The sequence below is a fragment of the Pedobacter sp. AC402 genome (genome assembly GCF_979252805.1).
In genome coordinates, this window is sequence record NZ_CEEDAI010000018.1 from 1 (window position 1) to 23266 (window position 23266).

General features: G+C 37.1%; 24 protein-coding genes and 2 pseudogenes. 16 read left to right on the forward strand and 10 right to left on the reverse strand.

What is annotated here, in order from left to right:
- Nucleotides 1-143: 143 nt before the first annotated feature.
- From AC0IWE_RS26315 to AC0IWE_RS26345, 7 genes and pseudogenes are all read left to right on the forward strand, one after another.
- The gene (locus AC0IWE_RS26315) at nt 144-302 is read left to right on the forward strand and encodes a hypothetical protein (RefSeq protein ID WP_471795370.1); all 159 of its coding nucleotides are present in this window, start codon (nt 144-146) and stop codon (nt 300-302) included.
- 4 nt (nt 303-306) lie between these two features.
- Complete coding sequence (locus tag AC0IWE_RS26320) at nt 307-1026, forward strand: carbohydrate kinase family protein (protein ID WP_471795444.1); 720 nt, start codon at nt 307-309, stop codon at nt 1024-1026.
- Nucleotides 1027-1364: 338 nt separating this feature from the next.
- Nucleotides 1365-2462, forward strand: a pseudogene (locus tag AC0IWE_RS26325) (vWA domain-containing protein).
- A gap of 53 nt (nt 2463-2515) precedes the next feature.
- Entirely contained in the window at nt 2516-2809 is a 294-nt protein-coding gene (locus tag AC0IWE_RS26330) for a DUF3861 domain-containing protein (RefSeq protein ID WP_471795371.1), read from the forward strand.
- A gap of 21 nt (nt 2810-2830) precedes the next feature.
- Nucleotides 2831-4318 carry a P-loop NTPase family protein gene (locus AC0IWE_RS26335; protein ID WP_471795372.1) on the forward strand — a complete coding sequence of 496 codons (1488 nt, stop codon included), beginning with the start codon at nt 2831-2833 and terminating at the stop codon, nt 4316-4318.
- Nucleotides 4319-4327: 9 nt separating this feature from the next.
- Nucleotides 4328-5074 (forward strand): AAA family ATPase, encoded by a 747-nt coding sequence (locus AC0IWE_RS26340; RefSeq protein ID WP_055912975.1) that lies wholly within the window; start codon nt 4328-4330, stop codon nt 5072-5074.
- 246 nt (nt 5075-5320) lie between these two features.
- Nucleotides 5321-6571 (forward strand): metallophosphoesterase, encoded by a 1251-nt coding sequence (locus AC0IWE_RS26345; RefSeq protein ID WP_471795373.1) that lies wholly within the window; start codon nt 5321-5323, stop codon nt 6569-6571.
- 202 nt (nt 6572-6773) lie between these two features.
- On the opposite strand, the gene AC0IWE_RS26350 is transcribed toward AC0IWE_RS26345, so the two are convergent.
- The 3 genes from AC0IWE_RS26350 to AC0IWE_RS26360 form a co-directional block, all read right to left on the reverse strand.
- Nucleotides 6774-7463, reverse strand: a complete 690-nt coding sequence (locus AC0IWE_RS26350) for a response regulator transcription factor (protein ID WP_055912981.1) — start codon at nt 7461-7463, stop codon at nt 6774-6776.
- A 78-nt stretch (nt 7464-7541) separates the two neighbouring features.
- Complete coding sequence (locus AC0IWE_RS26355; RefSeq protein WP_055912983.1) at nt 7542-9215, reverse strand: sensor histidine kinase; 1674 nt, start codon at nt 9213-9215, stop codon at nt 7542-7544.
- 3 nt (nt 9216-9218) lie between these two features.
- Nucleotides 9219-11102, reverse strand: a complete 1884-nt coding sequence (locus AC0IWE_RS26360; RefSeq protein ID WP_471795374.1) for a S9 family peptidase — start codon at nt 11100-11102, stop codon at nt 9219-9221.
- Between the two features lie 228 nt (nt 11103-11330).
- Here AC0IWE_RS26360 and AC0IWE_RS26365 point away from each other — a divergent pair, with 228 nt between their 5' ends.
- Together AC0IWE_RS26365 and AC0IWE_RS26370 are read left to right on the forward strand one after the other, a co-directional pair.
- Nucleotides 11331-12884, forward strand: coding sequence for a tetratricopeptide repeat protein (locus AC0IWE_RS26365; RefSeq protein WP_471795375.1), 1554 nt, complete (start codon nt 11331-11333; stop codon nt 12882-12884).
- A complete protein-coding gene (locus AC0IWE_RS26370; protein ID WP_471795376.1) occupies nt 12841-13155 on the forward strand; it encodes a tetratricopeptide repeat protein in 315 nt (104 codons plus the stop codon). Before AC0IWE_RS26365 ends, AC0IWE_RS26370 begins: the two co-directional genes overlap by 44 nt.
- 96 nt (nt 13156-13251) lie before the next feature.
- Here the strand turns inward: AC0IWE_RS26370 and AC0IWE_RS26375 are convergent, their stop codons facing one another.
- Both AC0IWE_RS26375 and AC0IWE_RS26380 read right to left on the reverse strand, forming a co-directional pair.
- Nucleotides 13252-13809, reverse strand: coding sequence for a GNAT family N-acetyltransferase (locus AC0IWE_RS26375; protein ID WP_471795377.1), 558 nt, complete (start codon nt 13807-13809; stop codon nt 13252-13254).
- 17 nt (nt 13810-13826) lie between these two features.
- Nucleotides 13827-14090 carry a hypothetical protein gene (locus tag AC0IWE_RS26380; protein ID WP_471795378.1) on the reverse strand — a complete coding sequence of 88 codons (264 nt, stop codon included), beginning with the start codon at nt 14088-14090 and terminating at the stop codon, nt 13827-13829.
- A 104-nt stretch (nt 14091-14194) separates the two neighbouring features.
- Here AC0IWE_RS26380 and AC0IWE_RS26385 point away from each other — a divergent pair, with 104 nt between their 5' ends.
- Nucleotides 14195-14506 carry a DUF4286 family protein gene (locus tag AC0IWE_RS26385; RefSeq protein ID WP_471795379.1) on the forward strand — a complete coding sequence of 104 codons (312 nt, stop codon included), beginning with the start codon at nt 14195-14197 and terminating at the stop codon, nt 14504-14506.
- A 42-nt stretch (nt 14507-14548) separates the two neighbouring features.
- Here the strand turns inward: AC0IWE_RS26385 and AC0IWE_RS26390 are convergent, their stop codons facing one another.
- The 3 genes from AC0IWE_RS26390 to dtd are packed head-to-tail and all read right to left on the reverse strand — an operon-like array spanning nt 14549 to nt 16929.
- Nucleotides 14549-14878, reverse strand: coding sequence for a nucleotide pyrophosphohydrolase (locus AC0IWE_RS26390; RefSeq protein ID WP_055912997.1), 330 nt, complete (start codon nt 14876-14878; stop codon nt 14549-14551).
- Nucleotides 14868-16430 carry a glycosyltransferase family 39 protein gene (locus AC0IWE_RS26395; protein ID WP_471795380.1) on the reverse strand — a complete coding sequence of 521 codons (1563 nt, stop codon included), beginning with the start codon at nt 16428-16430 and terminating at the stop codon, nt 14868-14870. Before AC0IWE_RS26395 ends, AC0IWE_RS26390 begins: the two co-directional genes overlap by 11 nt.
- Nucleotides 16431-16476: 46 nt before the next feature.
- Nucleotides 16477-16929 (reverse strand): D-aminoacyl-tRNA deacylase, encoded by a 453-nt coding sequence (gene dtd, locus AC0IWE_RS26400; protein WP_471795381.1) that lies wholly within the window; start codon nt 16927-16929, stop codon nt 16477-16479.
- Nucleotides 16930-16960: 31 nt separating this feature from the next.
- Between dtd and AC0IWE_RS26405 the strand changes: the two genes are divergently transcribed.
- From AC0IWE_RS26405 to AC0IWE_RS26415, 3 genes are all read left to right on the forward strand, one after another.
- Nucleotides 16961-17986: a hypothetical protein gene (locus tag AC0IWE_RS26405; protein WP_471795382.1), complete on the forward strand. Its 1026-nt coding sequence runs from the start codon at nt 16961-16963 to the stop codon at nt 17984-17986.
- On the forward strand, nt 17952-18782 hold the full coding sequence (locus tag AC0IWE_RS26410) for a hypothetical protein (RefSeq protein WP_471795383.1): 831 nt from the start codon (nt 17952-17954) through the stop codon (nt 18780-18782). Before AC0IWE_RS26405 ends, AC0IWE_RS26410 begins: the two co-directional genes overlap by 35 nt.
- 71 nt (nt 18783-18853) lie before the next feature.
- Complete coding sequence (locus AC0IWE_RS26415; protein WP_471795384.1) at nt 18854-20410, forward strand: hypothetical protein; 1557 nt, start codon at nt 18854-18856, stop codon at nt 20408-20410.
- Between the two features lie 201 nt (nt 20411-20611).
- On the opposite strand, the gene AC0IWE_RS26420 is transcribed toward AC0IWE_RS26415, so the two are convergent.
- Nucleotides 20612-21658 carry a 3-oxoacyl-ACP synthase III family protein gene (locus AC0IWE_RS26420; protein WP_471795385.1) on the reverse strand — a complete coding sequence of 349 codons (1047 nt, stop codon included), beginning with the start codon at nt 21656-21658 and terminating at the stop codon, nt 20612-20614.
- A gap of 146 nt (nt 21659-21804) precedes the next feature.
- On the opposite strand from AC0IWE_RS26420, the pseudogene AC0IWE_RS26425 reads away from it, so the two are divergent.
- The 3 genes and pseudogenes from AC0IWE_RS26425 to AC0IWE_RS26435 all read left to right on the forward strand — a co-directional run bounded on the left by AC0IWE_RS26425 (nt 21805) and on the right by AC0IWE_RS26435 (nt 22665).
- Nucleotides 21805-22087 (forward strand): annotated as a pseudogene (locus AC0IWE_RS26425) (ATP-dependent Clp protease adaptor ClpS).
- A 52-nt stretch (nt 22088-22139) separates the two neighbouring features.
- Nucleotides 22140-22346 (forward strand): hypothetical protein, encoded by a 207-nt coding sequence (locus AC0IWE_RS26430; RefSeq protein ID WP_055913015.1) that lies wholly within the window; start codon nt 22140-22142, stop codon nt 22344-22346.
- Nucleotides 22336-22665: a type II toxin-antitoxin system RelE/ParE family toxin gene (locus AC0IWE_RS26435; RefSeq protein ID WP_471795386.1), complete on the forward strand. Its 330-nt coding sequence runs from the start codon at nt 22336-22338 to the stop codon at nt 22663-22665. The genes AC0IWE_RS26430 and AC0IWE_RS26435 overlap by 11 nt, the downstream gene beginning before the upstream one ends.
- Here AC0IWE_RS26435 and AC0IWE_RS26440 read toward each other — a convergent pair whose 3' ends face one another.
- The gene (locus AC0IWE_RS26440; RefSeq protein WP_471795387.1) at nt 22666-23265 is read right to left on the reverse strand and encodes a thioredoxin family protein; all 600 of its coding nucleotides are present in this window, start codon (nt 23263-23265) and stop codon (nt 22666-22668) included.
- Between the last annotated feature and the right edge of the window lies 1 nt (nt 23266).

Below are 23266 nucleotides of genomic sequence, written 5' to 3' on the forward strand. Positions count from 1 at the left end.
ATTTTTTTACAACCTACTCGTTGGTTGTGGCAAACCGATATTAACCAGGTCTACCTCGCTAACACCACTGGTTTTCGCATTTATCGTGAAACGCTTTCGCGTTTTTCGTGCGCCGCTTCATTTTACGTATCTATAAATCTTCTATGCAAAATAAAGTAATTACAATTGGCGAAATACTCTGGGATGTTTTCCCGGAGGGAAAAAAAGCTGGCGGCTCAAGCATGAACGTAGCACTCAACTTACACAAACAAAGTATAGAAAGTCAGTTTTATCAGTGCTATTGGAAACGAAGAAAATGGTAGAGAACTGTTTAATTTTTTAGCCAACAACCACTTTGCAACCGATTTAATCCAGGTAAATGCGGAACTGCCAACCAGTACGGTTGTGGTGCAGCTGGATGAAAACCATCAGGCTACCTATACCATTAAACAGCCGGTGGCCTGGGATGATATTAAATTAACAGATGAAAATATTGCAGCAGTTAAAGCGGCGGATGCTTTGGTATATTGCAGCTTAACCTGTAGGGAAGAAAAATCAAGAAAGACCATTCTTGCACTTTTAGATGATGCAAAAATTAAAATATTCGATATTAACCTTCGGGCGCCCTTTTATACTAAAGATTTAATAGCAAAACTTTTAGCAAAAGCTGATATATTAAAAATAAACGAGGATGAAATTTTATGGGTTAAAGAATCGTTCGGTTTAACTGGCAATACCGACGAACAGCTTTTAAAACAACTTTCTACTCAATTTAATATCGAAACCATTTGCCTTACACTTGGTGATAAAGGTGCTTGTGTGTTAAAAGATGGCAAATTGTTTAAACACAAGGGCTATAAAGTACAAGTGGCCGATACGGTTGGTGCCGGTGATGCTTTTTTAGCCACGTTTATAGCCTGTTATTTGCAAGGTTACCCAATGGAAACCACTTTAGATAATGCCTGCAAAGTTGGCGCTTTTGTAGCCTCACAAGCTGGTGCCAACCCTGATTATAACAAAAAGATCTACCATATGGCGCTTGGGTAAGCTTTTGCCTTTTTGCCACGGATGGACGGATTAACACGGAAAGTTTAACCTAATAGGCAGCAGTTAAAACGGTGGGGTTTGCGTTAGGGATTGGAAGGGTTCAGTACCGATCCTTCATCGGTACCGGAGCGAAGCGCAGCCCTGAAAAGCCCGACCCTTGCGCAGCTTGGGAAACGCCCGGATCAGTTTGACAGCTTTTAGTTGACAGTTTATAGTTTCAATTTAACCATGCTTTGGTCTTTCGGCTTTTACCTTTCTGCTTGGCACCAAATATGACACCGCGCTTAAATTAATGCAAATCGAAACTTTTATCTTCGATAAATCGTTAATACAAGCACATGAGAGGTTTTCGTTTTTCTGATTATAAGCCTGGCGATACGCCAAAAGGTGGGTTTGATGAGTTGCTTAAATTATTTAGCGAATTGCTAAATTATACAGCTGGAGATGCAGCAGAGGCTTTAAGCTGGCTGAAACGAACTCGACAAACAATATAAATTAACCAATAATGATTACGGAATCGGTAATTTTATTGATGACCTGAAAGATAAGGGCTACCTTACGGAAGACAACCAATCGGGAGAATTTAAAATTACCGCTAAAACGGAACAAACGATCCGTAAATCGGCATTGGATGAAATTTTCGGGAAACTGAAAAAATCTGGTCGCGGGAACCACAACAGTAACCAATCGGGCATTGGTGAAGAAAAAATGCCGACAGGCGGGAGTATAGTTTTGGTGATAGTTTAGACCAGATCGATATGACTGCTTCGATTCAAAATGCACAAATTAACCATGGTATTGGTGATTTTACGTTAACCGACCGAGATTTGGAAGTGGAGGAAAAAGATTTTAAAACCTTAACCTCTACTGTGCTGATGATTGATATTTCGCACTCGATGATTTTGTACGGTGAAGACCGGATTACACCTGCAAAAAAAGTGGCAATGGCTTTAGCTGAGCTGATTAAAACGAAATATCCTAAAGATACACTGGATATTGTGGTATTTGGAAATGATGCCTGGCCGATCAGCGTTAAAGACCTGCCTTATTTACAGGTTGGCCCTTACCACACCAATACTTATGCTGGGCTGGAATTGGCTGCCGATTTATTGCGCCGCCGTAAAACGCATAACAAACAGATTTTCATGATAACAGACGGTAAACCAACCTGTTTGAAGGAAAATGGCAAATATTATAAAAATAGTATGGGGCTTGATAGAAAGGTAATTAACAAAACCTTAAATATGGCGGCACAATGTAAACGGTTAAAAATTCCGATTACTACATTTATGATTGCCAAAGACCCTTACCTGCAACAATTTGTAAGGCAATTTACCGAAATAAATGGCGGAAGGGCTTTCTACAGCTCATTAAATGGTTTGGGCGAATATATTTTTGAAGATTATATTAAAAACAGACGTAAAACGGTGAAATAGTTGGGAGCCGGCATTCGGAGTATAGCGTAGGTTTATATGAAGTATTAATTAACATGGCAAAACGCACAAATAGATATAAGTTAACATTGGAAGAAATATCTTTAGCAAAAGAGGAGGATGCAAAAAATGCCCCTTTAACGCTTGAATTTGATAACCATGATAATATATTCAACATTATCAATACCATTAAAAACAAAAATATTTTTGAGGATGAAAATCAGAGTATTGAGTTTGCCATTGGTTTAAAAATGTTTACTGAAGTAATTTTAAAAAATAGAGGGCAAGAACTTTTCAAAGAACTACAACCTGCAATTGGTGAGTTTATGAAAAAACTGAAAAGTAAATAACGAATCGTACAGATTATATATATGCAAAACACAACATTAGGCCAGTTAAAGGCTACAAATTATACATCAAGAAGCGTTAAGGAAGAACTTAGAGAGAACCTTATTAAAGTGCTCCGTGATAAAAAAACTGAATTTGAAGGGATTATCGGCTATGATGAAACTGTAATTCCTGAATTGCAAACTGCTATTTTATCGCGCCATAACATTCTGCTTTTGGGTTTACGCGGGCAGGCAAAAACGCGGATTGCCCGTTTAATGGTAAACCTGCTTGATGAGTATGTGCCTTATGTGGCCGGAAGTGAAATTTTCGACGATCCGCTGAACCCGATTTCGTGGTACGCCAAAAATGAAATTGCTACAAAAGGTGATGATACCGAAATTGCATGGTTACACCGCAGCGAAAGGTATACTGAAAAACTAGCCACTCCTGATGTTACCGTTGCAGATTTAATTGGCGATGTTGACCCGATAAAGGCAGCTACGCTTAAATTAACTTACAACGATGAGCGTGTAATTCATTTTGGCTTAATACCCCGTGCCCACCGCAGTATATTTGTAATTAATGAGCTTCCAGACTTGCAGGCGCGGATCCAGGTGGCATTGTTTAACATGTTACAGGAAAAAGATATTCAGATTCGTGGTTTTAAATTGCGTTTGCCTTTAGATATTCAATTTGTATTTACGGCAAATCCTGAAGATTATACCAATCGTGGTAGCATTGTTACGCCATTAAAAGATAGGATTGAAAGTCAGATTTTAACCCACTATCCTAAAACTGTCGAAATTTCGCGTAAAATTACTTTTCAGGAAGCAAAACTTACGGCCGATCAAAAAGCAAACATTGAAGCTGATGGTTTGGTAAAAGATTTAATTGAGCAGATTGCTTTCGAAGCGCGTAAAAGTGAATATATCGATCAAAAATCTGGTGTTTCGGCCAGGTTAACCATATCTGCGTACGAAAATCTAATCAGCACTGCCGAAAGAAGAATGCTGATTGCTGGCGAAAAAAACACCTTCGTCCGCTTATCTGATTTAGCTGGAATTATTCCTGCAATTACAGGTAAAATTGAGCTGGTTTACGAAGGAGAGCTTGAAGGCCCGGCCCATGTGGCAACAACTTTAATTGGTAAAGCGGTAAAAACGCTGTTTGCAAAATATTTTCCCGATCCTGAAAAAGCAAAAAAAACCAAAACAGCCAACCCCTATACTGAAGTAACCGAATGGTTTACAGATGGCAATAATGTAGATGTTACCGATGGTTTAACTAATGCGCAGTATAAAAAAGCGTTAATGCTCGTACCAGGCTTGTACGATATTGTTAAAAAATTCCACCCGAAACTGAGTGAAAATCAAACTTTACTTTTAATGGAATTTGTATTACATGGTTTGGCCGAATACTCGCAACTAAGCAAAAACTTTTTAAATGGAGGCTTCGGTTTTTCTGATATGTTTGGCAGTTTATTTAATGCCGAATTTGATGAGGAAGAGGATGAAGATGATTTTAGATAACCATATTTGATGGAGTTTAACGGATATCTTTTATCGATAAGGCTTACTCAAGAACGCCTTCCTGATGGATATCCGTTTAACATTCCATGTTTAAAATCTTTTAAAGAACTCTCTTTCCATCCCAATGTTACATTTTTTACAGGTGAAAATGGAATGGGAAAATCTACCTTGATTGAAGCCATTGCCGTTCATCTCGGTTTCAATGCAGAGGGCGGAGGTAAAAATTTCAACTTCAAAACCTCAGAAACGCATTCTGTTCTGCATCATTATCTAACCATAACCAAAAGTTTTAGGAAGCCAAAAGATGGTTATTTTTTGCGCGGAGAAAGTTTTTATAATGTGGCCAGCGAAATAGATAAATTAGATGAGGAACCGGGCGGACCAAAAATTATAGATTCTTATGGTGGCATATCCTTGCACGAGCAATCGCATGGCCAATCGTTTTGGTCGCTATTTATGAACCGTTTTGGGGGAAGTGGTGTTTACATACTTGATGAGCCCGAATCTGCACTCTCTGCTACGAAGCAAATCGCAATGCTTTCTAAAATGAATAGCCTGGTAAATAAAAATGCTCAATTTGTTATTGCTACGCATTCTCCAATTTTATTATCCTACCCGAATGCTACCATATATGAAATGACGGCAAACCAGATTGAGAAAGTAAAATATGAGGAATCGGAAGTTTACAGGGTTTATAAATCCTTTTTAGATCACCCTAAACGGATTTTAGATAATTTATTCAATTCTGATCATTAAACTGAAAAATGAAACAAATATTTATTTGTGACAGAAATAATTGTGACAAAAAATTCTGTCACATAAAATTTGGTCACAAACGTGTGAGCAAATTTTAAATCATATAAAAAGTTGTCACAAAATTATTGGCAAAACAGCTATTTATTAACAGCTGCAAAATTATTATTGAATATAAATTAAACAGTTTGTTAATTTAGACACATTAAACCTACCTTATTTAATATTTAAATCGAATAACCCGACCATATGGGAAGATTACCTTTTATTATTGCTGCCTGCATTTTCATAATTGCATTTGATATTTATTGCTTTAAAGCCATTGTTGCCGTTTTTAAAAAGTGGAAACCCAATACCCGGAAGGTATTTTCTATTTTATACTGGAGTTATAGTCTGCTTTTAATTTTTGGTGTTTTCTGCGGAATTTACCTTAACCTTTTCCTCACTTTAAGGGCCATAATTTTAGTGGCTTTCTTTTTAACGGTAGCTTGTAAACTTGCCATGCTGCCATTTCTGGTACTGGATGATTTACGCCGGTTATTTATTAAAATTTTTAGAAAAAGTAAAAAAGCAGAAGTTCAAAACAGTACAGATACTGTAGAAGAACCTATATCCCGTTCTCAGTTTTTGGTTAAAGCTGGCCTGGTAGCGGCGGCTGTTCCTTTAACCTCATTAAGTTGGGGAATTATTTCAGGCGCATATGATTATCAGGTGCGACGGGTAAATTTAATTCTTCCTAACCTGCCAAAGGCTTTTGATGGCATAACAATGGGTCAAATTTCAGACATTCACTCGGGAAGCTTTTACAACAAAACCGCTGTAAAAGGTGGCGTGGAAATGCTATTGGGCGAAAAACCAGATTTTATCTTTTTTACAGGCGATTTGGTGAACAACCTCACCAATGAAGTAAGAGATTACCAGGATATTTTTGCTAAAGTGAAGGCTCCATTAGGCGTATTTTCATCACTTGGTAACCATGATTATGGTGATTATTATTTTGGAAAAGAATCATCGCCTGCTAAGGTAAAAAACCTGAAGGATATGGTTGATGTGCATAAAATAATGGGTTATGATTTGTTAATGAACGAAAACCGCAGGTTAAAAGTTGATGGCGAAGAGATTGGTATTTTAGGAATTGAAAACTGGGGCATGGGCCGTTTTCCTAAATATGGAAAGATGGAGCTGGCGGTTAAAGATACCGATGATTTACCTGTTAAACTTTTGCTAAGTCATGATCCTTCGCATTGGCGTGGAGAAGTTTTGCAAAAATATCCTCAGATAGATGCCATGTTCAGCGGGCACACGCACGGAATGCAGTTTGGAGTTCGCTTAAAAGAATTTCAATGGAGCCCAGTGCAATATATTTATAAAGAATGGGCGGGTTTGTATCAAGAGCAGAAACAACAGCTTTATGTTAATGTGGGCTATGGCTTTTTAGGTTATCCGGGCAGGGTTGGTATTTTACCTGAAATCACAATTTTCACATTGAAAAGGGCATAATTGTAAATACCTTAAGTAAATGTCACATTGAGCCTGTCGAAATGCTTTAATGGTTCTTCAACAGGCTACCATTTACAGGCTTCAGTAAAGCTATCGCCATTGATGCGAGTACGAAGCAATCCTAAAGCACATGCTAGTAGCGATTGTTGTAAGATTGCTTCGTCGGCTCAAAACGCCTGTACCATTTGATGGCACATTGTAATTATCCCGCGTTAAAACGGTACCCTACGCCCCTAACAGTTTGCAACAACTGTGGATTATCCGGATTCAACTCTATCTTCTTACGTAAGCGCACAATATGCATATCGAGCGTTCTGGTGTTTACATCAGAGTTATAGCCCCAAACAACCAGCATCAGTTCATCACGGTTAATTACTTTACCCGGATTACGTAAGAAATAAAGCAGGATACGGTTTTCCAGTATCGTTAATTCGATTTTCTTTCCATCTCTAAATAAGGTATGGATATTTGGATGGTGTTCCATGTTGCCAAAACGGTGAATTTCGGCAGTATCTTTATTTACAATAAATTTCACCTTACTCTCTAACATGGCCACTAAAACATCCATGTTAAATGGTTTGGTGATGTAATCAGATGCACCAAAATTATAAGCATCAATTTTATCTACATCCTGTGCCTTGGCAGTCATCATAATGATCAGGTTTTCGAAACCCTGTTTGCGCACATTTTCACAAACTTCGGCACCCTGTTTACCTGGCATCATCCAATCCAATAAAACAATATCAGGCTGATCGGCAACAATCATTCTTTCACCAGCTTCGCCATCATTTGCTTCAAGCACGATATATCCTTCTGCTTTTAAACGGTGAGCTACAAGAAAGCGAAGATTTTCATCATCTTCTACAATTAATATTTTTACTTCTTTAGACATTTGTATGTGTGTTATATGCAGGTTGTAATGTTGGAAATTTAACTTACCGTATTAAAACCTTTCAATTTTTTATATTTTTCAACTGTTATACGGCAATACAATTTTAAATTCAGTGCCACTTCCTACTTTGCTTTTTACCGAGATTTCTCCCTCCATAAAGTTAACCAGTTCTTTGCAGAATGCCAAACCTAAGCCCACGCTTCCCATTTGATTATATTCATTCTGAATTCTGAAAAACTTCTTAAATATATTGTTTAATTCTGACGCTGCGATACCTATTCCCTTATCCGTAAAACGGAAAACGAGTACACCTTTAATCAGTTTTGCACTAATGTGCAGCTTCTTCTGTTCAGGCTTGGAATATTTGTAAGCATTCTCTGCCAGGTTATCAAACAAACTTCCCATTAACACCGGATCGGTAATAAAGGTTTTAAAACCCACCACCTCATAAGTCATCTTAAAATCGGGATGTTTAAGCGTATGCGATTCAATGGTGCTTTCTATAAAATCAACAATATTAACTTCTTCCTGATTAAGCTTAATTGCCTTATTTTCAATTTGTGTAAAAGCCAGCAACTTATTCATCAAACCATTCAGCTTGTCGGCTTCTTCATCCAGTATTTTACCATAAAGCTGTTGCTCTTTCTGGCTTAATGCGGTAGCACTTTTAATGTTGTTCCCTGCAATTTTAATTACGCTAACAGGTGTTTTAAACTCATGGGTAAGGTTATTCACAAAATCGTACTGCAACTTAAACATTTTACTATTGATGTTCAGGTTCCGGTAAATTAAAAAAGCCACCAGTAAAAGCACGCCATACACTAAAAGAAGCACCAGGGCAATTGGCATGAAGTAAATAAAAATTTCCTTTTTGATGTAAGATTTCGAGGATATAAGGTACAGCTTAAAATCAGAAAATGCACCTGGCAGCGCAATTTCGGTGTTTATATTTTCGTCGGAGGTATCAATCGGATCGTAAGTTAATGGCTCTATCCTGATGGTTTGATACAATAAAGGCCTGGTATTTATAATTTTAATTTTATATGCATCAAGATTAAATACCATTACATCCTGCTGATAAACAGGGCTTGGATTTAATTTATGCCTGATCATATCTTTATATACCCTTAAATCTTCACGACTGGGAATATTGAGGTAGGTAATTTTATTTTCATTGGAATTAACGATTGAAAAATTTGTAAATAATTTTTCCTGTGTGGGTACTGATGCGGTATCTAAATCCTCAACAAATGTTGCGAGTTTGATGGCGATTGCGTTAAAATCACTCCCTACATTAAAAGATCGGGTATCATCTTCTGAGTAAAGTTTTACAGAATCGGGCTTTACCCCTTTTCCAAACTGGAAAATTGATTTCGGGCCAATACCCAGGTGGTTTGCATTTATCCCATCTTTAACGGGCATATTTTTCACTTCTGTATCGTAAAAAGTAACCTTTGAGATAAACGGATATTTTAACATTACTGTATCTACAAACTTCGATGCTGTGGAAGAATCGAGGTAGCCACTATAGTAAGAAATTTCAGGCATTTTATTCTGAAAAAAGTCGTTATAGGGCTTTATACTTTGCTCCAGTACATTTACTTTTTCGGATACAAAATCATTCTCAATCGATTTTTTACTGTAGTTGAAGGCCAGGAAAAGCGAAAGGATAAAAAGGATGGAAATGAGTACAATAAAGGTTACACCAAGAGAGAAATTTTTGCGGTAACCACTTTTTTTATCTAAGGCCATACCCTATTTCTTACCTAGGTTTTCTTGTAAAAATTCTTCTAAAGCTTTGTACAAAGCAGTTCGCCCTTGTTGACGCATTACCGGGTTGGGTCCTTCTTCTTTTTCGATATAAGTAACCTGAACATTACGTTTTTTTAACTCTTTAATAAACTGAACGCCTTCTGCTACATTTACACGGGGATCTTTTGGGTTTTGTGCAATAAAAACAGGAGATTTAAACCGATCGGCATGAAAAACGGGTGATGCAAAACGCATATAATCGGTATCAGTTACCGGGTTGCCCACAATTTCGTAATACATCTGCAAATTCGCCTTTAAAAACGGAGGAATGGTTTTAAGGTAACTAAACAGGTTAATTACACCAGAATTTGATCCACCGCATTTATAAAGATCGGGATTTTTATACAAACAATTTAATGCAATGTAACCGCCAAAACCATTACCATAAATGGCAATTTTTTTAGGGTTTGCAATTTTTTGCGCAATTAACCATTTTACACCATCATTAACGTCATCTTGTATTTTATCACTCCATTGTTTAAAGCCAGCGGCGTAAAAAGATTTTCCATAACCGGTAGAACCCCGGTAATTTACTTGTAAAACGGCATAACCACGGTTAGCTAAAAATTGTACCTCGGCATTGTAACCCCAGCTATTTCTTCCGCCGGGCCCGTTATGTGGCAATACCACAACAGGTAAATTGACTGATTTTCTATTTTTTGGCAGCGTTAAATAACCATTAATATTTATACTATCGCGGCTTTTGAAAGAAATGGGTTTCATGCTGCTCATGTCTTCCTGATTAATGGAAGGACTAATATCAGTAAGCTTTTTTAATTTGTTTTCGCTGGCGGTATATAAATAATAAGATCCCGGATTTTTATCGGTAAATGTTCTTACCACAAAAAACTTATCCATCTTATCCTTATCCATAATTTTCCATTCTGTGCCGGGCAGAAGCTGATTTATTTTAGAATAAGTAAGCCTGGTACTGTCATCCAGGTAATACTTTTCTTTTTTCCAGGTTTCGCAGGTTACAAAAAGCATTTTCCTTTGTGGACGGGAATATTTAGCATCAACTACATTTAGGGTATCATTGGCAAAAAGAACCTGTTTTTCCATCCCGGTTTTTAAATCGAGTGCAACCAGTGCATTCTTATCGCGGTTAACATTGGAAATGGCATAAAGTATATTCGGTTGATCCTCTGAAAACGCGATGGGCTGTAAAGTGGTTTCAAAATTATTGGTAATAACGGGCGCAAAGGGCTGGTTTTCGTTTTCGCGGTACATCAGCGTTTCATTTACACCATCGCTTGCAACAGCAATTTTTAACACTCCCCTGTTATCCGTCATCCATTCGGTAATATTTCCTGGATTTTTTGCTGCAATATCCATCTTACCATTCCGCACGTTGAGGCGATAAACATCAAAAACGGTCGAATCACGTTTATTAGAGGCCACAATAATGTATTTATCATCAATAAGCTGATCTTCAATAACCCTTAAACGGCTTTTTTCATTAGCACTTAACTGCACCTGTTTGCTTCCATCTTTATTGATCACAAAAATATCCGACTTACGTTCTTTAGATTCATCTTCGGTATAATAAATGAGTTCGTTATTGCTTGTCCAGAAATGAAAACTGATACTTTTTCCGTTTAAATGAGTAAGCTGCACACTGTTTCCGGTTGCCAGGTCTTCAACAAAAAGATCGAGTTTTTTATCCTGAAGTTTTAAGTAAGAAAGGCTTTTGCCATCTGGCGAGATGCGGTAATAGGCTTTATCCTGCGTTTTAAAAAAATCATCTACAGGAATAATCTCATTGTTGGAACCTTTACAAGCCCAGATCAATGCAACCATTAACAATAGAAAAACTCTTTTAAGCATAAATAAATCCTTTACGGGACGACAAAAATAAGTATCATAACAACTTAACTGCGATTTACACCAACAATGTTACTTATGCATACAATAATAAGTTGTGGGTCAATTTAGTATTTATAAAATAGCTACAAAATAAAATACAGGTAACATTTAAAATACGTTTAATATCAATTGGTGCTTTAGCTAAAGATGTATTAAAATGTTACATTTAAAACTTATAATTTAGGGTTTATGAACCGTTTGCTTTTCATCCTATTCTTATTGTTAACACTTGGGGCAAATGCACAGATTTTCCGTCCCAACCAACAGGTTGCACCCGATGAAAGTACCTTAGCCATTCAATACTATCAGGATGGAGATTATGAAAAAGCGGTTGTTTTACTCGAAAAATTATATGCCATTCCAAATAATGAAGCTTATTTTGATATTTATTTCAATACCCTAGTAAAATTGAAGCGTTATGACGTGGCCGAAAAACTCGTAAAAAAAGAGATTAAAAAAAATCAGCAGAGTGAACTTTATCCCATAGCATTGGGCAAGCTTTACCAGGAAAAGGGAGATGTACAGGCGGCAAATAAAATTTTTACCGAAGTAATTGGCAAGCTTACCAAAGATGAGTTTAAGATCAGGAATTTAGCCAATAGCTTTTACCGTTTTGAAAATTATGATTTTGCCATCCAAACCTTTAAACAGGGCAGAAAACTGATGGGAAATGATCAGCTTTTTACTTTTGAGCTGCTGAATATTTATCGTTTCAAAAAGGATAAGCCCATGCTCATGCAGGAATATCTTGATGCATTGAGCACCATGCCGCAGCTTTTACCACAGGCAGAAGCTGTTCTTTCTTCTATTTTTGAAGATAAAAACGATTATCAGACTTTCCAGTCGGCGATTTTAAAAAAAATCCAGAAAGAGCCGGATGCCGAAATTTATATTCAGCTCCTTACCTGGAATTATATTCAGCAACAGGAATTTGATATGGCACTTCGCCAGTTGATTGCTTTTGATAAACGCACCAAAGCCGACGGTGGTACATTATTTAATGCCATTTATACTTTTGTTGATAATGGTGCTTATGAAACAGCCATTAAAGCTTACGATTACCTGTTAACGAAAGGAAAGGATAGCCAATATTATCTGCCATCGAAAATTGAAATGCTGAATACCAGGTACAACCTGCGCACAAATGGGAAATATACCGTGGCCGAGCTTGACCTGCTTGCAAAAGATTACCAGGCTTTATTGGATGAGAATGGGAAGAACAGGAACACACTTTTTGCGATTAAAAAACTGGCCAACCTGCAAGCATATTATTTAAACCAACCCGGCAAGGCAGAGAAAGAACTGGAAGAAGCAATAAAAATGCCCGGGATAAATGATCAGGAACTTGGCCAGTTGAAGTTGGATCTTGGCGACATTTACATTTTAACCAACCAGCCCTGGGAAGCCTTTTTGGTGTACGAACAAGTAAGTAAACAGTTTGAAGGACAAACGGTAGGCAACGAAGCACGTTTTAGAAGTGCAAAGCTTTCTTTTTATCAAGGTAATTTTGAATACAGCAATGGCCAATGCCTGGTTTTAAAAGCCGCTACCTCGCAACTGATTGCAAATGATGCCCTGAACCTGAGTTTATTGATTAACGATAACATTCAAACACCTGCGGATAGCAATGCACTAAAAATGTACGCCGATGCAGAAATGCTTTTATTTAGGAACCTGCCTGTAGCGGGCGGTAAAAAAAATGGACAGCATAGCAATTGCCTATCCTCAGAACAGTTTGGCTGATGCCATTTTAATGAGCAAAGCAAGGATTTTTATTAAGGCAAATGATTTTCAAAAAGCAGCCGACATCCTAAAAAAAGTTACTGAAGATTTTAAAGACGGCATTTGGACGGATGATGCACTTTTTACGCTGGGCGATATTTACGAAAAGAAACTTAACGATGTTGCTCAGGCAAAAATCTATTTTCAGAAACTGATCACTGATTATCCGGGAAGCATGTTTAGCGCAGAAGCCAGAAAAAGATTTAGAAATTTACGCGGTGATGGGGTATAGTGCCTTGGTTCATTAGCCACTAGTTGATTGGTGGTTTTTATGCGGCTAATTGTTTATAACAAATTAAATTACGCCATACGCCCACCGCAAAACCAATTACTTCCTCCAATCCCAAACTACAACATTCCATTCTACTTCGCTATTATCGGTATAGGTATGAATTACTTTAAAGCCGATGCGTTTGTGGGCATTCATCGATCGTAAATTTATGCTGGCAATTTCAGTTATCGCAAAATCGTATTTTGGCTTAAAATAATCTTTGTAAGCATTATAACATTGATCAAACAATCCCTTTCCCCGGTAGGCCTGCCCTACACAAACCTGGCCAACTACGATATATTGATATGCTGCTACGGATTTTTCCTCATATAAAATATGATCAAAGCTTTCGTACATTTCAACCAGTCTTGGGATATCGTTTTTTGATTGTTCCGTCATTCCAAGTACATAAGCAGCAACCAAATCTCCATCTTTTGCAATGATATTAGGCTCGTATTTATGCATTTTCTCCAGATCATCAATTGAATGCGAAACGGTAACAAAACCTTGTTCCTTTATTTGATCAGCGGTTAAATCTTGTTTTAGATTTTGTTTTTGAAGTTTAAGAATTCCTTCAAGGTCATTTATTGTGGATGATGTGGTAATGGTTATCATTTAGATACAAATGTTAACTATGCATCTAATGCGATAATAGTTAGTGTTAACAACAAAATGAAGCAGATTCCGGCCAAAATCAATATCCTGGCACCATGTTGCCGATCGGATAGCGAATAAGAGAAAACTTTTTCTCTGGTACTTACCGTCCTTTTCTTTTTCATCAGATCCCAGCCAATAACAAGGCCAAGAATCCCACCAAAAATTGCCGTTAGGTAACCTGTGTAAATGTAATTTCGCGTCGAATTATCAATTTTTTGAGAGTCGTTACTTCGTATCATGCTTCAACAATTGGGCCTGCAAATTTAGTTGATTATTAGCACTTAAAAGAATAAAAACAACTAACATTGATTTTTAAACGGTTATTTATTAATTATCTTTGCATATGTTTTTATATAATGTTACGCTGATACTTGATGAAGCAGCTGCTGAAGATTGGTTACAATGGATGCAGGATATTCATATCCCGAAGGTTATGGCTACAGAATTGTTTGTTTCTCACCGTTTATTAAAGGTGGTAGATTCACCAAACGAAGGGGTAACTTATTGTGCACAATACGTTGCAGAAACACTTGATAATTACAACCAATACCAGGAAATATTTGCTCCGGCTTTGCAGGCAGAGTTAAACGAAAGATACAAAAACCGCTTTGTAGCTTATCGTACCTTAATGGAATTTGTGCCTCCAACCTCCTAAAAAGGGCCTCAACCACAAAAATATAAAGTCACCTTAGGTAATTTAGGGGTTTATCTTCTTGTTATTCTTATGCCGGTCAGCATCGCGGATACTTTTTTTCTCTAAATTTTTTTCCAGCGCATCCGTTAAGTTGATACCGGTTTGGTTGGCCAAACAGATTAGAACAAACATTACATCGGCCATTTCATCGGCAAGGTTCACTTCTTCATCACTTTTCTTAAAAGATTGTTCGCCATATTTCCGGGCCATAATGCGGGCTACTTCCCCTACTTCTTCCATAAGGATTGCGGTATTAGTAAGTTCGTTAAAATAACGGATTCCTGTGGTTTTAATCCAACGGTCTACTGTTTCCTGTGCTTCGTTAATGGTCATTTTTTTCTTCTTCTATTTCTGCTTTTATTCTGCTGTTAATATCAATATTGGCATCTTCGAGTAAAAAAACGCTTGCGCCTTTTTCTCTGGCATAGGGTGTACTTACCTCTCCAATTTTGGTAATCTTACCAAAAAAGGGCTGCTCTTTTTTACGTTGCGGGTCCTCTTCATTTGGTTCTCTGATTAAAATCAAATATTTAACCGGTTTTTCCATTTTAAACCAGTACAGGTAATCGGCATTATAGGCAACAGCATTGATGTTTTTAAACTTCGAATAATAATTAATGGCTCCGGCCTCTCCGTAATTATCTGCACGAACCAACACAGCCGATTTATCTTTAACCCTTGCATAAGCAATATCGGTTAGGGCAGCCATTTCTTTCCAGCCTTGCATATCGGCAAAATCCTGAGGCAGATCGTGCTGTAAACCATCTTCCCAACGCAGCATGCCGATTTTGGCAAATTTATCATGTTGGGCTATAATCTGTTGTGGGCTTAATACCGGATAAGCAAATTTCATGGTGAGGCTAAACAGTATAATGGGTAAAACGACAATTAATGCTTTAAGATATTTTTTCCAGCCATTGTTAAAAATAAAGCCGAAACAAGTACAGCCAGCCGCAATAATTACAGGATACAATCCCGCAGCATAATACCCTTTTGCCCTAAACCAGGTAAACAAGAAAATTGAAATTATAAAGCTAAAAATTAGCCAACGGTAAGCAGCAAAAGGTTTATAAAACAATAGCGCAATTATTCCGCTCAAAACAATAAAAATAACATTGAAATAGTAGAGTAGCTGCTCTTTCAAAAAATCAATCCGGTTAATTTTATCCAATTGGGTTGCCGCCAATTCTTTCATGTGTCCCACAACCGGAAAATGATGTGAATATTGCCAAATAAGATTGGGTAGCATTATTAGTAAAGCCAGCACAGTAGCCAAATAGAGGTTTTTATTGCTGAAAACCTGCCTTTGTTTCGAAATTAACAAAGTGGGAATTAAACCTGCAACTAAAAATAGAATACTATATTTATTTAAAAAGCCAAGCCCAAGTGCAATGCCTGTAAAATAGAGGAATTTGTTTTCTTTTGTATTAAAAAACCTGATTAAAAAGTAATAAACAGCCGTCCAGCTTAAAATATCGAAAGCATTTGGTTGAAAAAGTAAATCTAACCGTCCAATTGCACTGCATATTAAAGCAATTGCAAGCAACACTTTCGCATATAAATTACCGTTTAGCGCATCTACAATTTTCCAGCTGAATACCAGGGTTGCCGCTCCGATACTGGCAGAAACCAAACGGACGGCCACCTCGCTCCCACCCAAAAATTTAATAATCAACGCAAATATGGAGGTTACCGGAGGTACACTCTGAAAACCCCAAGCCAAATGCTTTGCCTGATCTAAATGCAAAAACTCATCGCGATGCAAACTGTACGCCGCATTAACAAGGAGAAAGGGTAAAACCAGTTTTAAAATAACAAAGAACACAAGTACACCTAAATCCAAAGCGTTGGATTTTAACTTTCCAAAATTCATATTATTTTTCATAACTGTATTATCTACAAGCAATTGGGTTGTTAAAATAAATAATGCGCTACTCTTTGTTTTTCGTATCAATGATAATTGTAACCGGGCCATCATTTAGTAACGCAATTTTCATATCTGCACCAAAAACACCTGTTTTAATTTGCTTGCCCAACAAATCAGAAAGTTTTGCGATCATTTTTTCATAAAGTGGAATGGCCACGTCTGGTTTGGCCGCCTTTGTAAAACCTGGTCGGTTTCCTTTTTTGGTTGCGGCGAATAATGTAAACTGAGAGATGAGTAAAATATCACCACCTACATCGGCAAGGGCCTTGTTCATTAATCCGTTTTCATCGCCAAAAACACGCATACCGATAATTTTCTGTGCCAGCCAATCCAGATCTTCTAAGGTATCGGCATCTTCAATACCCAACAATACCAAAAACCCGGTTCCAATTGCCCCTGTTATCTGGTCGTCAACCGTGCAACTTGCATGTGTAACTCTTTGTAAAACTGCTCGCATTTTATACTACTTTTGCCTCAATAAAATTGATATGCGCAAGATAAGTATTTTAGTGATTTCTGTATTTTTCATCTTTGGATGTAAGCAAAAATCAACAGTGCACCCTACATTTTATTATTGGAAAACAGATTATCATAACAGAAAAGCAGAAACCGCCTATCTCGATCATTTTAAAGCACAATCTTTATATGTGCGGATTATGGATGTAGATTTTAATCCTGATTTACAATTGCCGGTACCCGTTTCGCCAATTAAATTTTCTGATCCGCTACCCAAAACGGTTAATATTATACCTGTTGTTTTTATTGTTAACAACGTTTTTAATAAGATTGATACGATACAAACTGCTGTAATGGCCGATCGGATTGCAAAATTTGTAGCTGTTAAAGTAAATCAGGCAGGTAAACAAAACTACCAGGAACTGCAGATTGATTGCGACTGGACAAAAGGCACAAGAAACCGGTATTTTAAATTTCTTGAGCAGTTAAAGGCCAATGCGCTGCTAAAAGATAAAAACATTTCGGTTACCCTTCGCTTGCATCAGGTTAAAAATTTGGTATCAAGTGGCGTACCTCCAGTAGAAAAAGCCATTTTAATGTGCTACAACATGGGTAATCTACGTAAGTATGGCGAACAAAATTCGATATTGGATCAGCATGAAATGGATCTTTACCTAAAAGATTTTCTTGAGCATTATCCTTTGCCGCTTGATGTTGCCCTACCGGTTTTTGAGTGGGCAGTAGTATTTAGGAAAGAGCAGTACGCTGGTATCTCCAAAAGGATAGGCAAAACACAAATTGAAGATAAAGAACTTTTTAAGCAAAGAGGAAATTCCATTCTTTATGATTTATTGGTTGATTATCCAACAGCCGGATTAAAACAGGGAGATGTAGTAAGATGGGAACAAATTTCTGCGGAAGATTTACTTGTTACCTCCAAATTTTTATCCCGATATTTAAGCCCTAAAGACTGGAATCTTGTTTTCTACCATTTAGACACCGACCTATTAAAACATTTTACCAATGAAAACCTTCAAAAAATTATCGCTAATTTTTAGTATCTTCCTGCTTGCATTTTTCGGCGAAATTGCCGTAAATCTTGCCTGTGGTGGCGAGATAGATCCTTATGATTATTACATTACTTACTTTCACAATAATGTTGAAGGTGATGAATATGCTCCATTTGCTTATAACCAAATGGTTTACCTGAACAGTGAAACGGATGTAGAAAGTGAGTCAGATATTAACAGCCGCGAATGGGCCAGATACCTGAGTGTAAAAAAAGATGATGTGCTAAAAGTTATGTATAAAACAGATAGCGCAACCAATGTAAAATTGATCAGCTTTAATGGTAATGTTTCGCAACTACCAGATAGTTTACAACAAAACAGTTTTATCCAGGCCCTAGGCAAACGTAAAGAATCTTTAAAGTATTACCTGTTTGCCAAAAGCTGTGAGCCTTTGGCCGATGTTGAATTTAGCCTTTGGGATGCTAAACCACGTGATACCATTACAATGGAATCGAAGGCTAAAGAAGGACTAAAATTGACAGAAGATGAAAAAGACGATTTCCTGAAATTACGTTATGCCTACCAGGCTGAGCGAATGTTTCATTTTGCTGGTTATCATACTGAAAGTAAATCTACATACGATAAATACATTAAAACCAGTAAGGTTAATAGTGCGGTTAAAGGCTGGGCACTGGCACTTTACGCAGGATCTACCCGAAGATTGGGAAATCCTGAAGAATCTGCATTTTTATTCTCAAAGGTTTTTGCAAGCAATCCGGAACGCACAGGGTACAGGCTTATAAAAATTATTATTATACCAGTTCGCCAGTTAATGGTGCATTAAAATATGCCAAAACCAATAATGAAAAAGCCAATATTTGGGCCATAAACGGATTTGGTAATACCGATTCGGGTTTGGAAAGTTTAAATAAGGTTTATCAGTACGAACCAAAAAGTATATTAAACGGCACTTTGCTGGTACGCGAGGTAAATAAACTGGAGCAAGATTTAATTGAGGCGAACGATATTGCCAAGGTTGGTTACAACTATTATTTTTCGGATAATGGCAATCCTAAATATAAAGACAGTTTAAAAACGGTAAACTTAAAGCGGCTGAATGAAATCAGAAACTTTGCAGTAAAACTGGCCACCGAAAAAAAATATCCGCAACCAGAACTGGGTACATTAACTGCAGCATATTTATCATGGATGGAGAATAAAGATTTTATGGCTTCAAATTATCTTGCCATTTTAAAACCGGATAAATTACCAGAAAGATTACGCGATCAATACCGCATTACAGATTTACTGATTAAGGCTAAAAACATCAAAAAAGGAAATCCCTTTAACGAGAATGATTTATTGCCAACATTGAAATGGCTTGATGAAAAGCGTTTTGCAGAAAACAATACCCAGCCTAAAGGCCAGTACGATTATGATACCGATGAGGCAGAAAAGCGTTTTAGCAGAACAACCAGAAATTTTTACCAACAAATACTAGCACCAGCCTATTTAAACATGGGCGATACGGCTAAAGCGGCCCTGGCTATGGTTAAAGGTGATTTAGTATATAAAACATTGAAAGAGAATTCGCTTTTTCAGAATATGAGTTACCAAAGCATAGCTTTCTGGCAGAAAAACTTAAGTCCGAAAAGTATGCAGGGATTGGCCGTGTATAAAACCAAATCAGCCGGAAATGATGTAACGGCTTTATTGGCCTCGGCCTTAAACCAGCTTAAAAATGACGATTTTTACGAATTATTTGGCACTACATATCTGCGTACACACCAATATGACAAGGCCGTTCAAATGTTTGCAAAAGTTTCGCCAGCCTACAAATATTTCAGCCCTGAGAATTGGTATGGATCTGAATCAAATTCAAAATTGTATGCCAATCCTTTTATCGAAACGATAAACGATTACCCTAAAAAATACGTAACCGCCAAGGCTTCTGTTAGCAAAAAGACTTTTGCTGCAGAAATGCTCCGTTTACAGAAATTAGCCGTTAGCGACAAAAAAAATGCTGCGCTTTATTATTATAAAATGGCCAATGCTGTATATCAAACAGGATATTTCGGCAACAGTTGGTTTTTAATCAGTTATGATTGGTCATCTTACGACAATGGTAACCCGGCCAGGTATGTATATGACGGAGATTATAAAAAAGCTCAAACTGCAAAAGCCTGGTATTTAAAAGCGAGGGCTTTAAGCACAAATGCCGATTTTAAAGCAAAATGCACGTTTATGTTGGCCAAATGTTTGCAAAAACAGATTATTATGAATGCTAATCCACTATCATTTTACTATTACGATAAAAAAGATGTGAAATGGAGAAATTTTATTAAGGCGAATTATAATAATCCTTACCTAAAAGAGCTAAGGTTTAATTATGCCAAAACCCCTTACTATGCTGTTGCAGCAGGAGAGTGCAGTTACCTGGCTGATTTTATTAAGCCAAAAACGCAAAACTAGGGGCTTCCAATACGCTCAAGTAAACAAACATCAGAATAGAATATGTCGTCATTTCCGCGCAGGCGGGAATGACGATTTCTTGCAGCCCATCAATTCTTAAGAACCTTTAACACGAAAAGTTTACACAATAAATGATCGAAATCACGAATCGATATTAATTCTCAACTTCGTGGTACTTCGCCCTAAATAACGAACCTATGGTTACCACCTAATTAATGCACTGGCCCAGGTAAAGCCCGAACCAAAAGCAGCTAGACAAACCAAATCGCCATCTTTAATTTTTCCTGCTTCCCAAGCCTCGCATAAAGCAATTGGAACAGATGCCGCTGTGGTATTGCCGTATTTTTGAATATTATTAAATACCTGATCATCATTTAAGCCCAACAACTGCTGTACATACTGGCTAATACGCAAATTTGCCTGATGCGGCACAAGCAAATCTATATCTTTTTCTGTTAAATTGTTAGCCGCTAAGGCCTCTTTAATTACTTCAGGAAATTTTACAACTGCTTTTTTAAAAACTGATGGCCCATCCATATAAGGTAAAGCGGCGCCACTTTCTAAAATCTCTTGTGTCATAAATAATCCACCCAATTCTTGCTCCGGATAAGCTGGTTTATCTTTGAGCCATTTATTGGCATGAGAACCTGGGTAATACATGGCCAAAATTTCGGCATCAGCACCATCGCTATGGAGATGTGTACTTAAAATTCCTTTTCCAGCTTCATTAGTAGGTTGTAGCACCACAGCCCCGGCACCATCACCAAAAATTACTGATACATTCCGGCTTCTTGTTTCAAAATCCATTGCAAACGAATGTTTCTCGCTCCCCACTACCAAAACATTCTTGTACATACCCGTTTTAACAAACTGATCGGCTACCGAAAGTGCATAAACAAAGCCCGAACATTGGTTTCTGATATCCAAAGCACCAATCTCACCCATCCCCATTTCGCGTTGCAACAATACCCCACATCCAGGAAAATAATAATCAGGACTTAAGGTAGCAAAAACTATAAAATCGACATCTTTTGCGGTAATTCCAGCCCTTTCAATGGCAATTTTAGCAGCCTCGATGCCCATTGTTGTGGTGGTTTCTTCATTGCGGTCGGCAAAACGACGTTCTTTTATACCGGTACGCTCCTGGATCCACGCATCGTTGGTATCCATAAAACGGCTTAAATCATCATTGGTATATACATTTTTCGGAACATAGTAACCTATTCCGGCAATTTTAGACTGGTGCATGTTGAGTATTTATATTTTGGTTAAACAAAGTTAGTTAATTAAAAAAGATATGAGCGGCGAGATTTGAGAGATGAGATCCAATATAATATCCTAAAATCTAATATCCAATAGGTCAAATCTTATAAATTATTGTTTATTTTTGCACCATGTCTACAGAAACCAAAGAAGAGACCTTTACGCTCGAAGAAATTTTAACTTCCCTAAAAACTGTACATCGCCTTATTTTGTGGAATGATGATATCAATACTTTCGATCATGTGATTTATTGTATGATGAAATATTTGGATTATAACGAATCAGCAGGCCGAAAAAATTGCATGGAAAGTGCATAATGATGGGAAATGCCCCGTTTTAGAAGGATCATTTACAGAAATGGAAGTTTACCGCAAAATTTTACAGCAAGAAGGATTAACTGTTTCTGTTGATTAAACATGAATTTTTGTTGAAATAAATCGCTATCTTTAGATAAGTAATTAAAGCTATGCAAGTTACATTAGAAATAAAAGATGATAATGCTTTTTCAATTTTGGAAACATTGAAGAACATTAAGGGAATTAAAATTAAGAACATTGAGCAATCAAATGATGAATACCTCAATGATTTAGCAAATGCTTATAAAGAAACAGAATTAGCTGAACAAGGAAAGATTAAATTAAAAAGGTTTGAGGATTTAATAAATGAAATTTGATGTATTTACATCATCCCTGTTCAATAAAGAATTCAAGAAACTCTGTAAAAAACATAAGTCGGCCAAAAGTGATGTCATTGCTTTTGTAGAAAGTCTAAAGTTAAACCCAATACAGGGCAGTCCTATCGGTAGCGATTGTTATAAAATTAGAATAGCCATTTCCAGTAAAGGAAAAGGCAAATCCGGTGGCGCTAGGTTAATCACTAAAATACGTATCGTTAATAAAAGAATTTATCTTTTATCTATTTATGATAAATCAGACCAGGATTCTATCTCAGAGAAAGAACTTGAAGCTGTTTTAAAATCAATTGAAGATTAATTAAATCTCAAGCCCTTTTAAAAGCTCGTTTACTGCGGTTTGTGTAGTTTGCGTTTTATCTTTTGCATACCAGCCATGAAGTTTTTCTGCCAAAATAGGCATATCAGTACTTTCTTTTCTCCACTCTTTTAAAAGCTCCTGCAAAATTTGTGGCCGTGGACCCCAAGTTGCCAAAACTTGATCTGCCGATTCATTTAATACAATTAAAACCGGAATAGCCCTTCCTCCATTTGTTAAATGCGCATCAATTAATGGAAGGTTTTTATCGCGTAAAACAAATTTCAAATCTATTTTACCCAATGATGCAGTAGCAATTTTATTAAAAATTGGAATAATCTGCGCAGCATCGCCGCACCAACCCTCTGTAATCACTAAAAATTTATATTTTTCTTTAAGCTGATTAACTGTTGATGTTAGTTCATCATTTAAGCTAATCGTTTTATCCACGCGGCTCATCCTTTGCACATTCATTTTAGTGTAGTGCAAATCGTAACTTACTTCTCCAGTTGCCTTTCCTTCCAACAAAAGTTGATCGACCAATGCACGATAGGTTTGATAATCCATTCCCTGCTCGCTGAAAATTTCGCTGTAATTAACCATG

Bases quoted from the DNA above. Each gene is read 5' to 3' on its own strand.
- AC0IWE_RS26315 (WP_471795370.1), top strand. From the start codon at position 144: ATGCAAAATAAAGTAATTACAATTGGCGAAATACTCTGGGATGTTTTC.
- AC0IWE_RS26330 (WP_471795371.1), top strand. From the start codon at position 2,516: ATGGCAAAACGCACAAATAGATATAAGTTAACATTGGAAGAAATATCT.
- AC0IWE_RS26335 (WP_471795372.1), top strand. From the start codon at position 2,831: ATGCAAAACACAACATTAGGCCAGTTAAAGGCTACAAATTATACATCA.
- AC0IWE_RS26340 (WP_055912975.1), top strand. From the start codon at position 4,328: ATGGAGTTTAACGGATATCTTTTATCGATAAGGCTTACTCAAGAACGC.
- AC0IWE_RS26345 (WP_471795373.1), top strand. From the start codon at position 5,321: ATGGGAAGATTACCTTTTATTATTGCTGCCTGCATTTTCATAATTGCA.
- AC0IWE_RS26350 (WP_055912981.1), bottom strand. From the start codon at position 7,463: ATGTCTAAAGAAGTAAAAATATTAATTGTAGAAGATGATGAAAATCTT.
- AC0IWE_RS26355 (WP_055912983.1), bottom strand. From the start codon at position 9,215: ATGGCCTTAGATAAAAAAAGTGGTTACCGCAAAAATTTCTCTCTTGGT.
- AC0IWE_RS26360 (WP_471795374.1), bottom strand. From the start codon at position 11,102: ATGCTTAAAAGAGTTTTTCTATTGTTAATGGTTGCATTGATCTGGGCT.
- AC0IWE_RS26365 (WP_471795375.1), top strand. From the start codon at position 11,331: ATGAACCGTTTGCTTTTCATCCTATTCTTATTGTTAACACTTGGGGCA.
- AC0IWE_RS26370 (WP_471795376.1), top strand. From the start codon at position 12,841: ATGGACAGCATAGCAATTGCCTATCCTCAGAACAGTTTGGCTGATGCC.
- AC0IWE_RS26375 (WP_471795377.1), bottom strand. From the start codon at position 13,809: ATGATAACCATTACCACATCATCCACAATAAATGACCTTGAAGGAATT.
- AC0IWE_RS26380 (WP_471795378.1), bottom strand. From the start codon at position 14,090: ATGATACGAAGTAACGACTCTCAAAAAATTGATAATTCGACGCGAAAT.
- AC0IWE_RS26385 (WP_471795379.1), top strand. From the start codon at position 14,195: ATGTTTTTATATAATGTTACGCTGATACTTGATGAAGCAGCTGCTGAA.
- AC0IWE_RS26390 (WP_055912997.1), bottom strand. From the start codon at position 14,878: ATGACCATTAACGAAGCACAGGAAACAGTAGACCGTTGGATTAAAACC.
- AC0IWE_RS26395 (WP_471795380.1), bottom strand. From the start codon at position 16,430: ATGAAAAATAATATGAATTTTGGAAAGTTAAAATCCAACGCTTTGGAT.
- dtd (WP_471795381.1), bottom strand. From the start codon at position 16,929: ATGCGAGCAGTTTTACAAAGAGTTACACATGCAAGTTGCACGGTTGAC.
- AC0IWE_RS26405 (WP_471795382.1), top strand. From the start codon at position 16,961: ATGCGCAAGATAAGTATTTTAGTGATTTCTGTATTTTTCATCTTTGGA.
- AC0IWE_RS26410 (WP_471795383.1), top strand. From the start codon at position 17,952: ATGAAAACCTTCAAAAAATTATCGCTAATTTTTAGTATCTTCCTGCTT.
- AC0IWE_RS26420 (WP_471795385.1), bottom strand. From the start codon at position 21,658: ATGCACCAGTCTAAAATTGCCGGAATAGGTTACTATGTTCCGAAAAAT.
- AC0IWE_RS26430 (WP_055913015.1), top strand. From the start codon at position 22,140: ATGCAAGTTACATTAGAAATAAAAGATGATAATGCTTTTTCAATTTTG.
- AC0IWE_RS26435 (WP_471795386.1), top strand. From the start codon at position 22,336: ATGAAATTTGATGTATTTACATCATCCCTGTTCAATAAAGAATTCAAG.
- AC0IWE_RS26440 (WP_471795387.1), bottom strand. From the start codon at position 23,265: ATGGTTAATTACAGCGAAATTTTCAGCGAGCAGGGAATGGATTATCAA.